16 protein-coding genes are annotated in these 17,696 nt (G+C 71.8%); 6 read left to right on the top strand and 10 right to left on the bottom strand.

Going from position 1 to position 17,696, the window contains the following annotated elements; translation table 11 throughout:
• Positions 1-31: 31 nt before the first annotated feature.
• Together ABZ374_RS06390 and ABZ374_RS06385 are read left to right on the top strand one after the other, a co-directional pair.
• The gene (locus tag ABZ374_RS06390; RefSeq protein ID WP_360306964.1) at positions 32-1,021 is read left to right on the top strand and encodes an NADP-dependent oxidoreductase; all 990 of its coding nucleotides are present in this window, start codon (positions 32-34) and stop codon (positions 1,019-1,021) included.
• Entirely contained in the window at positions 1,018-2,142 is a 1,125-nt protein-coding gene (locus tag ABZ374_RS06385) for a winged helix DNA-binding domain-containing protein (protein ID WP_360306961.1), read from the top strand. The genes ABZ374_RS06390 and ABZ374_RS06385 overlap by 4 nt, the downstream gene beginning before the upstream one ends.
• A 154-nt stretch (positions 2,143-2,296) precedes the next feature.
• On the opposite strand, the gene ABZ374_RS06380 is transcribed toward ABZ374_RS06385, so the two are convergent.
• The 4 genes from ABZ374_RS06380 to ABZ374_RS06365 form a co-directional block, all read right to left on the bottom strand.
• The gene (locus tag ABZ374_RS06380) at positions 2,297-2,578 is read right to left on the bottom strand and encodes a hypothetical protein (RefSeq protein ID WP_360306958.1); all 282 of its coding nucleotides are present in this window, start codon (positions 2,576-2,578) and stop codon (positions 2,297-2,299) included.
• Between the two features lie 49 nt (positions 2,579-2,627).
• The gene (locus tag ABZ374_RS06375) at positions 2,628-3,428 is read right to left on the bottom strand and encodes an SDR family oxidoreductase (RefSeq protein ID WP_360306955.1); all 801 of its coding nucleotides are present in this window, start codon (positions 3,426-3,428) and stop codon (positions 2,628-2,630) included.
• Positions 3,429-3,492: 64 nt separating this feature from the next.
• A complete protein-coding gene (locus tag ABZ374_RS06370) occupies positions 3,493-4,041 on the bottom strand; it encodes a hypothetical protein (RefSeq protein ID WP_360306952.1) in 549 nt (182 codons plus the stop codon).
• A 61-nt stretch (positions 4,042-4,102) separates the two neighbouring features.
• Entirely contained in the window at positions 4,103-5,191 is a 1,089-nt protein-coding gene (locus tag ABZ374_RS06365) for a hypothetical protein (protein ID WP_360306949.1), read from the bottom strand.
• Positions 5,192-5,337: 146 nt separating this feature from the next.
• On the opposite strand from ABZ374_RS06365, the gene ABZ374_RS06360 reads away from it, so the two are divergent.
• On the top strand, positions 5,338-6,264 hold the full coding sequence (locus ABZ374_RS06360; protein WP_360306946.1) for an amidohydrolase family protein: 927 nt from the start codon (positions 5,338-5,340) through the stop codon (positions 6,262-6,264).
• A 90-nt stretch (positions 6,265-6,354) separates the two neighbouring features.
• On the opposite strand, the gene ABZ374_RS06355 is transcribed toward ABZ374_RS06360, so the two are convergent.
• Positions 6,355-7,593: an ROK family transcriptional regulator gene (locus tag ABZ374_RS06355; protein ID WP_360306944.1), complete on the bottom strand. Its 1,239-nt coding sequence runs from the start codon at positions 7,591-7,593 to the stop codon at positions 6,355-6,357.
• 163 nt (positions 7,594-7,756) lie between these two features.
• Here ABZ374_RS06355 and xylA point away from each other — a divergent pair, with 163 nt between their 5' ends.
• Together xylA and xylB are read left to right on the top strand one after the other, a co-directional pair.
• On the top strand, positions 7,757-8,914 hold the full coding sequence (gene xylA / locus ABZ374_RS06350; protein ID WP_360306941.1) for a xylose isomerase: 1,158 nt from the start codon (positions 7,757-7,759) through the stop codon (positions 8,912-8,914).
• Position 8,915: 1 nt separating this feature from the next.
• Positions 8,916-10,349 carry a xylulokinase gene (gene xylB / locus ABZ374_RS06345; protein WP_360306938.1) on the top strand — a complete coding sequence of 478 codons (1,434 nt, stop codon included), beginning with the start codon at positions 8,916-8,918 and terminating at the stop codon, positions 10,347-10,349.
• A 31-nt stretch (positions 10,350-10,380) separates the two neighbouring features.
• Here xylB and ABZ374_RS06340 read toward each other — a convergent pair whose 3' ends face one another.
• From ABZ374_RS06340 to ABZ374_RS06330, 3 genes are all read right to left on the bottom strand, one after another.
• Positions 10,381-12,042, bottom strand: coding sequence for an FAD-binding dehydrogenase (locus ABZ374_RS06340; protein ID WP_360306935.1), 1,662 nt, complete (start codon positions 12,040-12,042; stop codon positions 10,381-10,383).
• Complete coding sequence (locus ABZ374_RS06335; RefSeq protein WP_360306932.1) at positions 12,039-12,851, bottom strand: TetR/AcrR family transcriptional regulator; 813 nt, start codon at positions 12,849-12,851, stop codon at positions 12,039-12,041. Before ABZ374_RS06335 ends, ABZ374_RS06340 begins: the two co-directional genes overlap by 4 nt.
• A 214-nt stretch (positions 12,852-13,065) precedes the next feature.
• Positions 13,066-13,614, bottom strand: coding sequence for a DUF1062 domain-containing protein (locus tag ABZ374_RS06330; protein ID WP_360306929.1), 549 nt, complete (start codon positions 13,612-13,614; stop codon positions 13,066-13,068).
• A gap of 295 nt (positions 13,615-13,909) precedes the next feature.
• Here ABZ374_RS06330 and ABZ374_RS06325 point away from each other — a divergent pair, with 295 nt between their 5' ends.
• A complete protein-coding gene (locus ABZ374_RS06325; RefSeq protein WP_360306926.1) occupies positions 13,910-14,950 on the top strand; it encodes a methyltransferase in 1,041 nt (346 codons plus the stop codon).
• Positions 14,951-14,954: 4 nt separating this feature from the next.
• Here the strand turns inward: ABZ374_RS06325 and ABZ374_RS06320 are convergent, their stop codons facing one another.
• Positions 14,955-16,010: an NADP-dependent oxidoreductase gene (locus ABZ374_RS06320; RefSeq protein WP_360306923.1), complete on the bottom strand. Its 1,056-nt coding sequence runs from the start codon at positions 16,008-16,010 to the stop codon at positions 14,955-14,957.
• Positions 16,007-17,692 carry an NAD(P)/FAD-dependent oxidoreductase gene (locus ABZ374_RS06315; protein WP_360306920.1) on the bottom strand — a complete coding sequence of 562 codons (1,686 nt, stop codon included), beginning with the start codon at positions 17,690-17,692 and terminating at the stop codon, positions 16,007-16,009. The genes ABZ374_RS06320 and ABZ374_RS06315 overlap by 4 nt, the downstream gene beginning before the upstream one ends.
• Positions 17,693-17,696 lie beyond the last annotated feature (4 nt).

The raw sequence follows: 17,696 nt of genomic DNA, 5'->3' as shown, positions 1-17,696 counted from the left end.
CACCGACCGCACCCGAGGCAAGGACAGACACATGCTCACCCGTGAGATTCGGTTGACCGCCCAGATCACCGGCGCCCCCACGCTCGACCATTTCACCGTCGCCGAGACCGAGGTGCACGGCGAGGTCCTGGTGCGCACCGACCGAATCGGGCTCGCCGCGACCTACCTGGAGCTGATGCGGGCCGACTGCGCCATCCCGGTCCCGGCCTGGCAGCCGGGGCAGCGGGTGGGGGTGACCACGATCGGCACCGTGGTGCGATCCGACGACCCCGATCTGGAGGTCGGCGACCTGGTCCGGTCGACGACCGGCTGGAGCGAGTACTCGGCCGGCCCGGCCGACTCGTACCTCAGGCTCGACCGCGAGCTGTTCGCCGACCCCGGCTACCATCTCGTCCAGGGGCCGACCGCCTACCACGGCATGGCCGAGGTGGCGAACGTCGGCCCGGGCGACGTGGTCTTCGTCTCCGGCGCGGCGGGCGGGGTCGGCTCGCTGGCCGGACAGATCGCCAAATGCCTCGGCGCGGCGCGGGTGATCGGCAGTGCGGGCAGCCCGGCCAAGGTCGACTACCTGGTGAACGAACTCGGCTACGACGCGGCGTTCGACTACCACGACGGCCCGACGGCCGACCGACTCGCGGAGTTCGCGCCCGAAGGCATCTCGGTCTTCTTCGACGTGGTGGGTGGCGAGCAGTATCGGGGCGCGCTGCGGTCGGCCCGGCCCGGAGCCCGCTTTGCCCTCTGCGGCTCACTGGCCGACCAACTCGGCGACGCGGCGGAGCGCTTCCCGCAGCCCGACCGTGCGGCGGCCGAGGCGAGGGGCGTCGAGCTGCTGCCGTTCTCCTGCCACCACACGCCCGAGCAGATCGCCGCCTGGCACGGACACTTCGTCACGTGGCTGGGCGAGGGCCGCTTCGTCTGTCCGCAGACGGTGGTCGAGGGCGGAATCGAGGACGTACCGCAGGCATTCCTCGACCTGCTTCGGGGTTCCCACCGGGGCAACGTCTCGGTGCGTCTGCCGTGACCGCCCTCACCCTCCGGGCCCTGAACCGGGCACTGCTGGACCGGCAGTTCCTGCTGGAGCGCACCGACCGCACCCCGCTGGAGGTGATCGGCCGGCTGGTCGCGCTCCAGGCCCAGGAGCCCAACTGGGCCTACATCGGCCTGTGGACCAGGATCCACGGCTTCACCGCGTCCGGGCTCACCACGCTGATCGAGGCCCGCCGGGTGGTCCGTTCCGGGCTGCTCCGCAGTACCCAACACCTCGCCGCGGCCGACGACTTCCGGCGGCTGCGACCGCTGCTGCAGCCCGTGCTCGACCGCACGGCCGGCTCGCCCTACTTCACCCGGAACGGCGCGGGCCTGGACGCGGCGGCTTTGGTGGCCGAGGGGCTCGACCTGCTGGCGGGCGGGACGCTGTCGCGCAAGGAATTGGCCCGGCGGTTGGCCGAACGCCATCCGGGACACGACGGCCGGATTCTGGCCGGGCTGGTGGAACTGCGTACGCCCCTCGTCCATGGCGCGGCCACCGGCACCTGGGGTTCGTGGGGCAACCGGTCGGCGATCTCGGTCACGCCCGCCGAGGTCTGGCTGGGACGGCCGATGGCGACCGCCGCGACGCCGACCGCCGCCAAGGACGCGGCCAAGGAGCTGATCCGCCGCTATCTGGCCGGCTTCGGCCCGGCCGGGGTGAAGGACGTCCAGGTCTGGTCCGGATTGACCCGGCTCGGCGAGGTCGTCGCCGAGATGCGTGCCGAACTGCGCCACTGGTCCGGCCCCGATGGCAGGGAGTTGATCGATCTGGCCGACGCCGAGCTGCCCGACCCCGAAACGCCGGCTCCGGTACGGCTGTTGCCCGCCTTCGACAACGCCCTGCTCGGCCACGCCGACCGCTCCCGGATCATCGGCGACGAGGACCGGAAGGTGGTGATGCCCGGCCAGGCGCGCGTCCGGCCCACCTTCCTGGTGGACGGCCGAGTGCACGGCACGTGGTCCCTCGACGCCGGGACGCTGCGACTCACGCCGTTCCGGCCGCTGCGCGGCACCGATCGAGCCGCCCTGGAGCAGGAAGCCGCCCGGCTGCTGCCCTTCGTCGCAGGTCGGTCGGTGTCCTACGACGACCCCGTCGCGAGCCGACCGACCTGAGCTCCCTCCCCGGTACCCACCCGTGGCCCGAACCCCTCCGGCCGGTCCCGGTCCGGCTCCCGTCCCGTCGGTGCACTCGGCGGCCGTCGCGGGGCCCACCCCGAGCGCCACGCGGCGGCGGCGCCGCCGACGCCGATCGCATCGGGCACGGCGCTCACGGTGCGGTCTCCGTCGGGTCGTCGGCCGGGTAGCGGATCTCGACGGTCCAGCCGGCGGTGGGTGCCAGGGGGCGCAGGTGCCGCAGGGCCATGCGTTCGGTGAGGTCCTTCGGGACGAGACAGTCGGCGCAGGCGGACGGTCCGGCGTCGACCGTGATCAGCACGTGGTGGTCGGCCGGGCGCACGCAGGTGAGTCGGTAGTCGTCGGCGGCGAGCGCCCGGGCCAGTGGGGCCAGCGCCTGCGATACCGCGTCGTCGGTGATGTCCGGGTGGGTCATGGAGTACTCCGTTCGCGTGAAGTGCGCGGTCGGCGCGGGTCGTCGGCGGTCAGTGCGTGTCGAGTGGCGGCCGACTGCGGGAGAGGAACGCGCCGTTGTCGGACAGGAGGAACTGTCCGGTGGTGTGGGCGGCGAGGTCGCAGGCGAGGAACAGGACGAGGTCGGCCAGGTCCTCGGGGGCGGACAGTTCGCCGCCCAGCGGGATGGCGGCGCGCAGTGCCCGGATGTAGTCGGCGGTGAGGGCGGCCTCGACCTCGCGGGTGAGGGTGGTCCCGGGGGCGACCGCGTTGACGCGGATGCCGTGTGGCGCGAGTTCGACCGCGAGGGTCCCGGTGAGGTGGTTGACCGCTGCCTTGGCGGCGCCGTACGGGGCCAACCGGGGGGCGGGGCGGGTGGTTTCGCCCGAGCTGACGTTGATGATGACGCCGTCGGTGCGATCGCGGATCATCGCGGCCGCCTCGGCGCGGCAGGCGTACATCGTGGTGAGCAGGTTGCCCGTGACCACGTCCGACATCGCCTGCGGCGTCCAGTCGACGAACGGGGCGGCGGGGTGGCTGCCCATCATGCCGACGTTGTTGACGGCGATGCGGAGGCGGCCGAGGGTGCTGCCGGCTTCGTCGACGAGGTCCTGTACCTGCTGCGGATCCCGCATGTCGCCGATCAGCGCGAGGGCCGATCGGCCGACGCCGCGCACGAGTTCGCAGGTTTCCCGGGCGGCCTCGGGGACGATGTCGGTGACCGCGACGTGTGCCCCCGCCCGCGCGAGCCGGACGGCGATGGCCCGGCCGATCCCCGCGCCGCCGCCCGTGACCAGGGCGACGCGGTCGGTGAGGTTCGTCGGGTCCGGCACGGTAGGGGTCTCCACTTCGTTCGGTGCGGCGAGGTGAGTGCTCGGCGGGCCGACTCGGGCCGTTTCAGGCGGCATCGGGCGCGGACGGGGTGGTCGTCGCGAGGACCAGGGCGTCCTCCAGGGCTTCGAGGGCCATGGCGTCGAGCTCGTTGTCGGACGAGCCGCCGAGCGGGCCGCGCACGGTGAGGACGCGTGCCTGGGGCATGCCGTACAGCGAGGAGACCTGGCGGGCGATCTCGGTGAAGCCGGCGGTGGCCAGCAGCAGGGTGGGGATGCCCGCCTGTTCCAGCACGACGGTGTCGTGGCAGCTCCACGAGGTGCACGAACCACAGTCCGCCGAACCGGTGATGATCAGATCGGCCGATTCGCGCAATCGGTCGAGCACTTCGGGTTCGGCGGGCCGGGCCGCGCTGAACTTGGGGATCTCCAGCGTCACGACCGCGCCGGTGCGTTCGGCGAGCAGTCGGGCGACGGCTCCCTGGATGTAGCCGGCGTGCGGCTTGAGGTTGTCCAGGACGGCGATGCGCGCGCCGGTCAACACCGGCAGTCCGGGGGCGAGTTGCTTGGCCGGTTCGCCGACCCGTCCGGACGGGTCGAGCAGGTGCACGGTCATCGGGATCTCCTCGACATGTTGGGGAAGGGGCGACAGGCGACAGGGCGGCGCTGCGGGCCGGTCAGTCGACGGGGACGGTGACGCTGCGGGTCAATCCCCAACTCGGCACCACCAGCGAGTGTTTGCCCGGCCCGCCCGCGACCAGGATCCGGATGTTGTCCGCGGACTCGGTCATCGGTTGCAGGTCGTCGTCGGCCAGGGCGCGCATCCACGGACACCACAACGCGGACCGGAAGTTCGCCCGGAAATCGCCCGCGCGACGCCGCGCCTTCTCGAAGAGGTACGCCTGCACGTCCTGCCGCGCCCACCCCGCCGCCGCGATCGTGGCCGCGTGCTCCGGACCCAGGACGATGAAGTACTCGGCGCTGGAGACGACCGCGTTGTTCGTCCCGAACGTGGCCATCACGGTCGCCATCTTGTTCAGGATCGGCCCCGGCTCGCCGCGCGTCTCCATGTCGTGGATGTTGTGCGGGTTCTCCATCCCGGCCACGGTCACCGCGCTGCGCGACTCCAGCCCCAGCGAACGCGGATACACCGCCCAGGGGCTGGCGTCGGCGTTCTCGGCGAAGCAGAACGTGTACTTCGAGGGCTGCCCGTGGGTCGCCGCGTCCGCCAACCCCGCGTCCCCGGCGCCCTTGGCGGTGCCGCCGCCGATGTGCAGCAGGGCCAGGCGCACCGCCCGTCCCAACGTCGCGTTCGCGCGGTTGCCCGGACCCAGCGTCCCGGTACCGGAGTTGAACCCGTGCGCGGCCACCGCCTGCCCGTGCACGACGACCATCACCGACACCGGGTGTGTCGTGGAGTTCACACCGCGCAGATTGAACTCCGGTGCGCACATCCCCCGGGTCGCGGCGACGAGCAGGGGCAACATGCCGGCCGCGCAGCCCGCCATCACCGCGTTCACCGCCAGCACCCTGGGCGTCGCCTCGCCCAGGCGCGGCGGCAGCACACCGATCACCTCGTCGGGATCGCCCGGGTATCCGGCGAGCATCGCGGCGACCCGTTCCTCGGTGGGGGCCACCACCGGCAACCCGTCCCCCCACCCGCGTGCCTCCAGCCAGGCGTACACGGTCTCGGGCAGATCGTCGGGCAGGGCGTGCGTGTCGGCGCCCGCGTCGGGGGCGGGTCCGGCCGGGGCGGAGTCGACCATGAGCATTCCTTGGGCTGAAGGGGCGGAGCGGCGAGTGGGTGTGAGGTTAGGGCGGCACGGACACGACCACAAGAGGTATCGTTCGAAATAACGATCTACTCATTCGAATATTCGAATCTCTGCGGGATCTCGACGAAGGGCGCGGCATGGGCGACACGAACGCCGATACGAACGGCGATGCGAGCGACCCGAACATCCCGAACGGCCCGGACACCGTGATCGACGCGCATGTGCACGTCGTGTCGCCGGACACCCGCCGCTATCCCCTCGACGCCGGCACCGGCGACGGCACCGACTACTGGAGCGACGGCGGCTGTTCGGCCCCCGAAGTGCTCCGCGCCCAGGCCGCCGCCGGTGTGTCGCGGACCGTGCTGGTGCAGGGTGTGGGGGCGTACGGCTACGACTGCCGCTACCTGCTCGACGCCGCCGCCCGCGACCCGGAGCGCACCTCGGCGGTCGTCGCCGTCGACATGGCGGATCCCGTCGCCGCCGCCCGCGGACTGCGCGGACATGCGAACGAGTCCTTCGTCACCGGCGTGCGGCTCTTCGCCGTCTCGGGCGGCCCGCAGGCCCCCGACCCGACCTGGCTCACCGACGACGCGTCGCAGGCCGTCTGGGACGTGGCGGCGGAAACGGGACTCACGGTCGTACTCACCGCGTTCACCCGACAACTCCCCCTGCTGCGCCCGCACATCCAGGCCCGCCCGGCGCTGCGCGTCGCCCTGGACCACTGCGGATTCCCCGACCCCCGGTCCCGACAGGCCGGGCGGGCGCCCGTCCGGGCCCTCGCCGACCTGGCCAATCTGCACGTGAAGGTCACCACGCATCTGCTCACCGCCGCCGAGGCGGCCGGGGAGGACCCGGCGGATGTCGTCGACGACCTGGCCGCCGCGTTCGGCGAGCACCGATTGACGTGGGGATCCGACCACCCGCAGACCCGGACGCCGAACTACCCCGGCATGCTCGCGCTCGCCCGGCGCGCGATCCGGCGACGCGACGCGCCGGCCCGAGCAGCCGTCCTCGGCGGCACGGCCCGACGCCTGTGGTTCACCCGCGACGGCCGGACCGGATAGCCCCGATCGGGACGCCCGGCCGTTCCGAGCACACGCCGTCCGCGGGCGTTGTGCCCGAACCGAACTGCGGTGTCGGCTGGTCGACTTCGATCAGCCGATGGCGAGTGGATCGGCGAACACCCGGGCGAGGACGGTGGCGGCGGCCCCGCGTACCGCGCTCTCCGAACCCAGTGCCGACGCGCGGACGGTGGGGACGCGGCCGCGCAGTCGGCCTCCGCCGCGGGCGAGGGCCGCCTCGATGGGCGGGATCAGGTGGTCGGCGAGGCGGGCGTGCACCCCGCCGAGCACGACCGTGTCCGGGTCCAGGAGGTTCACCGCGCCGATCAGCGCGATGCCCAGACCGCGCCCCGCGCGCTCGACGGCGAGACGCGCCTGGCGATCCTCCCGGCCGAGGCGGTCCAGCAGCTCGGCCACTCGCGAGGCGGACGTCGCCGCCGGGTCGTCGCCGGGCCCGCCGACCCGGGCCGGCGTTCCGGCGGCCGTCGGGACGCCGGCCGCGCGCATGACGGCGTCCAGACCCGCGTACTGCTCCAGGCAGCCGGCGCCGCCGCAACCGCAGGCGGGCCCGTCGGGGTCGACCACCACATGGCCGAGTTCGCCGGCCGCGCCGTGCGCGCCCCGGAACAGGTCGCCGTCGACCACGAGTCCCGCGCCGATGCCGGTCTCGCCGGACAGGTACAGGTAGCTTCCCGCGCCCTGTCCCGCGCCGTAGCGCAATTCGCCCAGGGCACCCAGGTTCGCCTCGTTGTCCACCACGAGTCCGAGCCGCTGATCGGGCAGTGCGCCGGCCAGCAGCGCCGCCGCCGGCACCGCGTCCCAGCCGAGGTTGGGCGCGTTGACCCGGTCGCCGATGCGGACGCCGGGCAACGCGACCGCCGTGCCCACCACGTCCAGCCCGATGTCCGCCCCCAGGGCGGTGAGACGACGAGCGAGGGCGCCGAGCGCGGCCAGCGTTTCGCCGGGATCGCGGCCCCGGTTGTCGCCGGCGACGGTGTCGCGCAGCCGTACCGCCCCCGTCGGATCGACCACGCAGGCCGCCAGGTAGTGGCCGTTGACCTCCAGCCCCAGCGCCGCGACGGGCCCGCGGGCGAGCGAGATCGGCGCGCCCGGACGGCCGCGCGAACCCTCGCGAACCGGCTGCGCCCCCTCCACGAGCCGCAATCGCTCCAGGACGGCCACCTGCGCGGCCACGGTGGTCTTGGTCAGGCCCGTCGACTCGGCGAGCCGGGCCCGGGTCACCGGCTGACGCCGGGCGATTTCGGCGAGCACCAACGCCAGGTTGCGTTCGCGCATGGTGCCGGCGCGCGTGGGGAGTTCCGGCGCAGGCATGGCGGTGATCCTTTCACAGGCCGGGGTACGGGTGGGACGGCGTGCCGCGCCGGCCGATCCCGATCGGGTGCGGCTCTTGACAGCCGGCGAGGTCACGGGATCAGATGGCACGACTTTAATCCATTGTCTGGACTTAATGCATGCCGGCCACCGGAGGCTCATCGTGACCACTCCCCGTCCCACCCCCGAGGATCGCTTCAGCTTCGGTCTGTGGACCGTCGGATGGCAGGCCCGCGACCCGTTCGGCGATGCCACCCGGGCTCCGCTGGACCCCGTCGAGGCGGTGCACCGGCTGGCCGAGCTCGGGGCGTACGGCGTGACGTTCCACGACGACGACCTGTTCCCGTTCGGCGCACCCGCGCCCGTCCGGGACAAGCGCGTGGCGGCGTTCCGGGCCGCGCTCGACGCGACCGGCCTGGTCGTGCCGATGGCGACCACCAACCTGTTCACCCATCCGGTGTTCAAGGACGGCGGCTTCACCGCGAACGATCGCGGCGTACGCCGGTTCGCCCTGCGCAAGATCCTTCGCAACATCGACCTCGCCGCCGAACTCGGGGCCCGCACCTACGTGTTCTGGGGAGGCCGCGAAGGCAGCGAGTCCGACGCGGCCAAGGACGTGCGGGTCGCGCTGGATCGCTACAAGGAGGGCCTCGACTTCCTCTGCGGCTACGTCCGCGAGCAGGGCTACGACCTGCGGTTCGCGCTCGAACCCAAGCCCAACGAACCGCGCGGCGACATCCTCCTGCCCACCGTCGGGCACGCCCTCGCGTTCATCGAGCGCCTGGAGCACGCCGAGATGGTCGGGGTCAACCCCGAGGTCGGACACGAGCAGATGGCCGGGCTGAACGTCACGCACGGCGTCGCACAGGCCCTGTGGTCCGGCAAGCTCTTCCACATCGACCTCAACGGCCAGCACGGCCCCAGGTACGACCAGGACCTGGTCTTCGGGCACGGCGACCTCAAGAGCGCCTTCTTCCTCGTCGACCTACTGGAACACGGCGGCTACCAGGGTCCGCGACACTTCGACTACAAGCCGCTGCGCACCGAGGACGCCGACGGCGTGTGGGTGTCCGCCGCCGCCAACATGCGCACCTACCTGCTGCTGCGCGAACGCGCTCGGGCGTTTCGCGCCGACCCCGAGGTGCGCGCGGCCCTCGCCGCCGCCGGCGCGGCCGACTTGGCCCGGCCGACCCTCGAACCCGGGGAGACCGCCGCGCAGTTGGCGCTGGAGGAGTTCGACCCGGACGCCGCCGCGGCCCGGGGTTGCGGATACGAGCGGCTGGACCAGTTGGCGATCGAGCACCTGCTCGGGGCCCGCTGAGATGGCCCTCCCCCGCACGGCCCACCCGCGCCTGGTCGCCGGCGTCGACTCGTCCACGCAGGCGTGCAAGGTCGTCGTCTGCGACGCCACGACCGGAGCCGTCGTCCGCCACGGCCGCGCTCCCCACCCCGACGGCACCGAGGCGGACCCCCGGGCGTGGTGGACCGCGCTGCAACGGGCCGCGGCCGACGCCGGCGGGATCGACGACGTCGCCGCCGTGAGCGTCGCGGCGCAACAACACGGCATGGTCTGCCTCGACGAGGACGGCCGGGTGGTCCGCGACGCGTTGTTGTGGAACGACACCCGCTCCGCCGGCGCGGCCGCCGACCTGGTGGCCGAACTCGGCGGCCCGGCCGCGTGGGCGAACGCGGTCGGCAGCGTCCCGGTCGCCGCGTTCACCGTCGCCAAGCTGCGCTGGCTCGCCGAACACGAACCACGCGCCGCAGCCCGCGTGGCCACCGTCTGCCTCCCGCACGACTGGCTCACCGGGCGCCTGCGCGGCGCTGGTCCGGCCGAGTGGACCACCGACCGCGGCGACGCCTCCGGCACGGGCTACTGGTCGCCGGCCACCGGCACCTACCGGCACGACCTGCTCCGGCTCGCGCTGGGACACGACGCGGCGACACCGCGTGTGCTCGGCCCCCGAGAGCCGGCGGGCAGCACGGCGGGCGGCGCCCTGGTCTGTGCCGGTACCGGGGACAACATGGCCGCCGCCCTGGGACTCGGCGCGGCGGCGGGCGACATCGTGGTCTCCCTCGGCACCTCGGGTACCGCGTACGCCACTTCCCCCCACCCGACCGCCGACGCCGGGGGTGCCGTCGCCGGGTTCGCCGACGCCACGGGACGGTTCCTGCCGCTGGTCTGCACGCTCAACGCCGCCCGGGTCCTGGACGCCGCCGCCGGCCTGCTCGGCGTGGACCACACCCGGCTCGCCGAACTCGCCCTGTCCGCACCCCCCGGCGCCGACGGCCTGGTGCTGGTGCCGTACCTGGCCGGCGAGCGCACGCCCGACCTGCCGCACGCCACCGGCGCCATCCACGGCCTCACCACCGCCACCGCGTCCCCGGCCCACCTCGCCCGTGCCGCCGTCGAGGGCATGTTGTGCGGACTCGCCGACGCCGTCGACGCGCTGACCGCGTCGGGCGTCACCGGTCGGCGGATCGTCCTCACCGGCGGCGCGGCCCGCTCGGCGGCGGTCACCGACATCGCGCCCGCCCTGTTCCAACGCCCGGTCCACGTACCCGAACCCGCCGAGTACGCCGCCATCGGCGCCGCCCGCCAGGCTGCCTGGACCCTGACCGGCGACCCGCACCCACCGAACTGGGGGACGTCCGGCGACACCCATCGCCCGCACCGCGACGACGCCGCCGTGCGCCGCCGATACGCCGCGGCACGCCCGCACATCCTCGACCGCGCGGATCCCCACCGAGCCTGAGCGGCGGCCCGGCGACCCGGTTGCGAAAGGGTCAGCCGAGGCGCCGCGCCAGCGCGCGGCCGGCGGCGCGGCCGGAGAAGATGCAGCCGCCGAGGAAGGTGCCTTCCAGGGCGTTGTATCCGTGCACGCCGCCACCGCCGAAGCCGGCCACCTCGCCGGCCGCGTAGAGGCCGTCGAAGGGTGAGCCGTCCGGGTGGACGACCTGGGAGTCGAGGGTGGTTTCCAGGCCGCCGAGGCTCTTGCGGGTGAGGATGTGCAGGCGTACCGCGATGAGCGGTCCGTTGGCCGGGTCCAGCATGCGGTGCGGTTTGGCCACGCGAGTGAACCGGTCCGGCCAGTAGGCGCGGGCGTTGCGGACGGACATGAGTTGCAGGTCCTTGCCGTACGGGTTGTCGATCTCGCGGTCCCGGGCCCGCAGTTCGCCTTCGATCGCGGCCGGGTCCAGCGTCGGACCCGGGTTGATCGCGTTCATGCCGTCGACGAGGGCGCGCGGCGTGTCGGCGACCACGAAGTCCTCGCCGCGGTCGAGGAACGCCTGCACCGGGCCGGGTGCGCCCTTCCTGGTCCGGGACAGCACCGCCTTGAGGTCCTTGCCGGTGATGTCGGGGTTCTGCTCGGACCCCGACAGCGCGAACTCCTTCTCCACGATGGCGCGGGTCAGCACGAACCACGTGTGGTCGTACCCGGTGCCGACGATGTGGCGCAGCGTGGCGAGTGTGTCGTGGCCGGGGAACAGGGGCGCGGGCAGCCGGTGTCCGCCGGCGTCGAACCACAGGGACGACGGGCCGGGGATGATGCGGATGGCGTGGTCGGGCCAGATCGGGTCCCAGTTGCGGATGCCTTCGGTGTAGTGCCACATCCGGTCCTGGTTCACCACCGAGGCCCCGGCGCGTTCGGTGATGCCCAGCATCCGGCCGTCGACGTAGGCCGGGACGCCGGTGATCATCGACGTGGGCGCGGGGCCGATCCGGTCCACCGGCCAGTTCCCGCGCACCAGTTCGTGATTGCCGCCGATGCCGCCGGAGGTGACGACGACGGCCTGCGCGCGCAGTTCGAACTCGCCCGCGGGCTCGCGCGAGGAACGAACGCCGCGCGGTTCGACGGACGGCGCGAGCACGGTGCCGCGCACGCCGACGACGGCGCCGCCCTGCACGAGCATCTCGTCCACCCGATGCCGGTACCGGAACGTCACCAGGCCCCGCGCCGCGGCGGCCAGCACCGGCTCCAGGAAGACCCGCAGCACTTCGGGCCCGGTGCCCCAGGTCAGGTGGAAGCGAGGTACCGAATTGCCGTGCCCCCTCGCGGTCCCCGCGCCGCGCTCCGCCCAGCCGACCGTCGGCATCACCCGCAGCCCCAGGTCGTGCAGGTAGCGGCGCTTCTCGCCGGCGGCGAAGTCGACGTACGCGTGCGCCCATTCGCGGGGCCGGCGGTCCTCGCGGTCCCGGTCGAACCCCGCCGAGCCGAACCAGTCGGCGAGCGCGAGCTCGTGCGAGTCCTTGATACCCATCCGACGCTGCTCGGGACTGTCCACGAAGAACAGGCCGCCGAGCGACCAGAACGCCTGGCCGCCGAGATTGGCCTCGTTCTCCTGGTCGACGACGAGCACGCGTCGCCCGGCCCGGGTCAGTTCGTACGTGGCGACCAGACCTGCCAGTCCGGCACCGACGACGATGACGTCCGCGTGATCGGTCATGGCCCAACCTCCTCGATCGGCGTGTTGTGGGCGTCGGGTGAGTTCCCCGCGCCGGGGCCGGCCATGTTCTTCGCGGAGCCGGGTCGGTCGTCGGGGAAGCCCTCGTACCCGGTCGGGGCGAGGGCGGCGGCGAGGGCACGTCGCCATGCACCCGGTTTGACCAAGGCGGCGAAGTGTTCGGCGAGTTCGCCGGGCATGTCGACCTCGTCGGGTTCGAGCAACCACTGCACCTGGAGGCCGTCCATCAGCGCGACGGCGGCGCGGGCGGCCCGGGCGGGGACCACGCCGGCCCGCAGTTCGCCCTTGCGGGCGGCGTGTTCCAGGGCTTCGGCGATCCGGGTGCGGACGCGTCGGTAGCGGGCGACGAAGTAGGGGTGCGCCGGGTGGTCGGCCGCGGTCGCCTCGGCGGAGACGATGCAGTACAGCTCGACGATGCCGCGGTGGGTGGAGTTGTAGCGGGCCAGTTCCACCAGCCCGACCAGCGTGTCCAGACCGGTGATGCCGTGCCGCGAGGCGACCCGGTGGGCGATGCCCTCGCGGTGTTCCAGTACCGCCGCGAGCAGCGTTTCCTTGTTGTCGAAATGGTGCAGCATGCCGGCCGGGCTCATGCCGACCAGCTTGGCGATCTCGCGGACGGACCCGGCGCGATAGCCGGACCTGCCGAACGCGGCCAGGGCGGCGTCCAAAATCTCGGTACGACGCGCCTCCGTCTTGGCATACGCGCCACGCTTGCGCCCCGCAGCCGAACGACTCGGCAACTCGACACGCGCCTTCGCCACTCCGCCCGCCGTTTCGGATGACGCGGTCACGCGCCGCCTCCTCGCTGTTCGATGGCCTCATGCGGATGGCAGCGGCCCGCGGAGAAAAAACTCTATCGGCCGTTCGGTTTTCCACCAAGGCTGAAAATCTTTCACTTGCTCGGTTTCCATCACCGCGACGGCCGCTGCGCCGCTCGACAGGGGTGACCCGAACCGGGGCCGGTCCGGCAACACTTGGTGGACCGGTCCCGGTTCAGGGGAGGGGTCAGTGCTTGAGCGTGAAGGTGAAGTCGTCGGAGAGTCTGCTGCTCAAGCGGACCGCCGACACGAGCTTGCCCCGCGTGATCGCTCGCTCGACCTCGGCCCGGGAGAGGCCGAGCCCTTCGGCGATCAGTCGCACCGGTCGGACCGGTATTCGCGCCGCGAAACGCACCGAGACGTCGATCGCCTCGCCGTCCGGACGATCCGCCCCGCCGGTGTCCAGGCGCCAGGCGTGATCCCAGTCGAGGGCGATGCGATTACGGCGGCGCACCGCCGGATCCCGAAGCAGCTCGGCGGCCAGATCGAGGTCGTTGTCGTGCAGCCGGTCCAGCAGTTCGGGTCGCACGGAGCGCACGTTCGTCCGCTCCAGGACGGTGAGCTTCGCCGTTGCCCCACACGCCGTACAAAGCGCGAGGAGCCAGGCATCGATGAGCTTGTGGTGCGCGTTGACGCGAAATTTGCCGTCGGCCCGGAAGTGCTCGGACCCGCAGGCATGGCAGCGGCGGAGAACGAGCGGCAGGCAGGTGGGCATGACCACCCAGACGTTGAGCACAGAAGTACACCGGTTTCAGCGAGAAGTCCGCAGCAGGAAGCAGCACGGCGCACAGGGTGCGACGCGCGACCAATCAGCACTCGGGAGGTCTCACACGGTGTACAACGGCATGTCCTTCACTGGACGGCTCGGTTCGGCGGCACGGTAATCGCGCACACCGGCACTGCTCAACCGGTTTTCCGACACCCGTACCCGCCGGGCAATCTCCGCGTTGCTTCCGGATCGGCCGATCGTTGGTTGGGGAGGGCGCGCCGTCGGGCCGCCGCGGTCGGTGCCACTTCAGTCGGGAGCGCACGTGGACGACGGGGACGAGATGCAGGCCGTACGGCTTGCCGCCGGGGGCTGTTCGGCCAGGGCGTTGGCGGTGGTGGCGAGGCTCGGCATCGCCGACCTCGTGAGTGGCGGAGCGATGTCCGCGCACGAGATCGCCCGGCGCACGGAGTCGGATCCGGAGGTCCTGGCCCGGGTGATGCAGACGCTGGCGTTGTACGGGGTCTTCACCCGGGACACGAACGGCGGATTCGCGTTGAGCGAGCACTACGCGTCGCTGCGCGCCGATCATCCGCGGTCCGTCCGCAACCTGTGCATCCTGACGGCGGAAACGTACGACGACGCCTTCGCAGCCCTCCTGGGCACGGTCCGCACCGGGCACTCCGGCTTTCACCGAGTCTTCGGCATGTCGCTCTACGAATTCCTGGAGAGCAGTCCGGACACCGGCGAAATCTTCGACGCGGCGATGTCGGAGCTGGCTCGCCCGACGGCGGCCGCGCTTGCGCAGGAGTACGACTTCGCGCAGGTCGACACGCTGATCGACGTCGGCGGCGGTGACGGCACGACGCTCGCCGGGGTGCTGGCCGGCCATCCCCACCTGCGCGGGGTGTGTGTCGATCGGCCGGCCGTGTGCGCCCGGGGCGAGGCGACGCTGGGCGCGTCCGCCGGACGGCCGATCGCCGACCGGATCTCCTTCCGGGCCGCGGACATCTTCGAGGAGGTGCCGGCGGGCGGTGACCGGTACCTGCTGAAGAACGTCCTGCACGATTGGTCGCCGCAGACGTGTGTGCGCCTGCTGACCGCGGTGGGCCGGGCCATGCGCCGCACCGCCGAAGCCCGGGAGCCCGGTCTCGGCTCGCCCCGGCTGCTCGTGCTGGAACCGCTGCTGGACCAGGAGTCCGACGCCGCCCATGTCCTGTTTCAGATGGTGATGTGCGGCAAGGACACGGGCGGCTTCGGCGAGCGGGATCTGCGCGCACTGCTGGAACGGGCGGACCTCGAACTCCTGTCCACCTGGCGATCGGCCGGTGGACACCACGTCTTCGAATGCGAGCCGAAGGGCTGACCGCCTACAGTTCGACGAGCAGCTTGCCTCGGCTGCCCGCCCGGTTCAGGTACAGGCCCTGGTATGCCTGCGGGATGTTGTCGAAACCGTAGTGCACGGTCTGGTCGTAGGTGATCTCACCGTGCCGGATCAGACCGCCCAACTCGTGGTGCAGCGCGGCGAAGTCCTCGTCCGTGTACCAGTCCTGCGCGTAGATGCCGCGAATCGTGGTGCGCGGCCGCATGATGTTCTCCAGCAGACGCGGGCCGACCCGATCGCCCCCGACCGTGCTGTCCCACTGCCACGACACCGCCACCTGGCTGTACCGGTTGAGCATGGTGAACACCGCGTCGGTGATCGCGCCGCCCATGTTGTCGAAGTACTTGTCGACACCGTCCGGCGCGGCCTCCCGCAGTGCCGCGTGCACCTGCTCGGGGTCGTGCCGGCGCGTGTAGTGCACCACGGCGTCGAAGCCCAACTCCCGCAGGTACGCCGCCTTCTCCCAAGTGCCGGTGGTGCCGATCACCCGGGCACCGGCCCGCTTGGCCAGTTGCCCGACCAGGGATCCGATGGTTCCGGTCGCGCCACTGACCACGACCGTGTCGCCGGCTTCGACGGTGAAGAACTTGGTCATCGTCCCCCAGGCCGTCAACCCGGGAACTCCCAGCACTCCCAACGCCGTCGTGATCGGCAGCGTGTCATCGTAGTGCTCCGGGTGGAGCTTGCGGTACGGCGTGACGTCGAAGAGGAACGAGCCGGTGTCCCAGACGTATGCCCTCCCGTCGCCGACCACATGGGTGCGCCAGCCACCGAACCCCTCCACCAGGTCACCGGGCCGGAAGGGGGCGTCCGGCCCCGCATCGAGCACCTCCATGATCGACAGGCCGGGCGCGTGCTCGCCCAGCGGGGTCACCTGTGCGAGGCCGTTCAGGAAGGGATCGACGGAGACATGCCGGGTCCGCAGGAGCATCTCGTCGTCCCCGAACGGGAGATCGACGTCCTCGACCACCTTCTCGTACATCCGGTCGACGTCGGGCACACCCGCGGCGTGCTCTCGGACCACCCATTTCTCAACCTTCATCGACTACCAACCTCCTGTGTGACGGGGATGACGACGTGGGTCGGGGCCGGCGCGCTGTCGTCGATGTCGGCGGTGAACGTCCTGCCGTCGTCGCGACAGATGAACTGCACAACGTGGCGCCCGGCCGCGGCGGCCCGGATCAGGCCGCCGGTGGTGGCCCACACTCCGGACAGATAGAAGTTCGCCAGGCCGGGAAGAGTCGGCCCGTTCTTCTTGATCTCCTCCTCCAGGGTCTCGCCGCTCTCCACGAACGGCTGCCAACCGAGCACGGTCCCGTCGTAGTTGCCGGTGTACCGAACCTGGGTGAGCGGGGTCGACAGGTCGCGCACCGCGATCGCGTCCTTGAGCCCGGGATGGCGTTCGTCCAGGAACGCCACCAGCGCATCGCGCACTTGATGCTTGGCCGCGTAGTACTCCCGCCCGTGACGCAGCGGCAGTGTGTGTACGTTCCGCCCCCGGTGCCGGCGGGTGCCCTGCTCCGGCCGCCCCTCGTTCAGGTCCCGCCAGGGGGCCGTGTCGGAGAAGTAGGTGGCGTAGACGACCGTGCTCGCCTCGGGGGACAGTTCCGGATAGTGCCTGCTGCGGAACTGCACGTTGATGCTGGCATGGCGCAGGCCGGTCAGCTTGGTCGCCAGCGCCTCGTCCAGCAGGTGGGTGGTGCACGGTTCGCTCTGCGGGAAGGGGCGTCTGAGGCCGAGGAAGAGCATCACGTAGCCGGGGAAGACCATGCCCGGTTCCTTGATGGTGCTCGTGTACAGGCGCCGGTAGGTGTCGTTGAGGTAGCGACCGCCCAGGAAGCGCATGGTCGTGGTGTGCCCGTCGCACGCGGATACCACGATGTCCGAGCGGAACTCCCGTCCGTCGCTGAGTCGCACCCCCACCGCGCGGTCGTTCTCGATCAGCACCTGCTCGACCTTGGCGTTGTAGGTCACCTCACCGCCGAGGCTTCGATAGCGCCGCTCGATCGACTTGGCCAGTCCCAGGGAGCCGCCCTCGGGGACGCCGGCGGACAGGTTGGCGTGCGAGGCGAGTTGGAAGTAGAACGGCAGTACCGGGAACGCGGCGTGCTTCTCGTACAGGATGAAGTTGAACGCCTCCCGGAGCAGCGGGTCCCGGAAGCGTGCCGAGTAGTCCGTCATCAGCGTCGAGATCGAGGTGCGGATGACGTTGAAGTACGGCAGGAACGAGGCCAGCATGCGCCAGCGTTCGACCCGGCCCATCAGGCCGACCGGTTTGAGGAAGGGATAGACGGCCAGGCACTTGCGAAACGCCCGCAGGCCGGCGCAGAAGTTCCGGATCAGCTTGGCGTCGGGGGGCGAGATCTCCAGCAGGTGGCGTTCCAGGCGGTCCGGATCGGAATAGAAGTAGACGGCTCGGCCGTCCCGGCCGCGCACGATGTTGAAGACGTCGAAGTGGCGCATCTGTTTGCCCTGGAGGGCGCCGAGTTCGAGCCAGATCTGGTGCATCTCGTTGCCCGGGCCGTTGCCCAGGAGCCAACTGATGCAGCAGTCGAAGGTGAAGTCGCCGCGGTCCCAGGCGGTGCAGCAGCCGCCGGGGAGTTCGTGCATCTCGAAGATCGAGGTCCGGTATCCATTCATCTGCGCGTAGCATCCGGTGGACAGGCCACCGAGGCCGGCCCCGATGATGATCATCGACTGCCTGTCGTGTCGCGATCGCGGCATGATC

The sequence above is a fragment of the Embleya sp. NPDC005971 genome (genome assembly GCF_040629175.1).
Lineage (GTDB): Bacteria > Actinomycetota > Actinomycetes > Streptomycetales > Streptomycetaceae > Embleya.
This window is presented reverse-complemented; position numbering and strand designations above follow the sequence as displayed.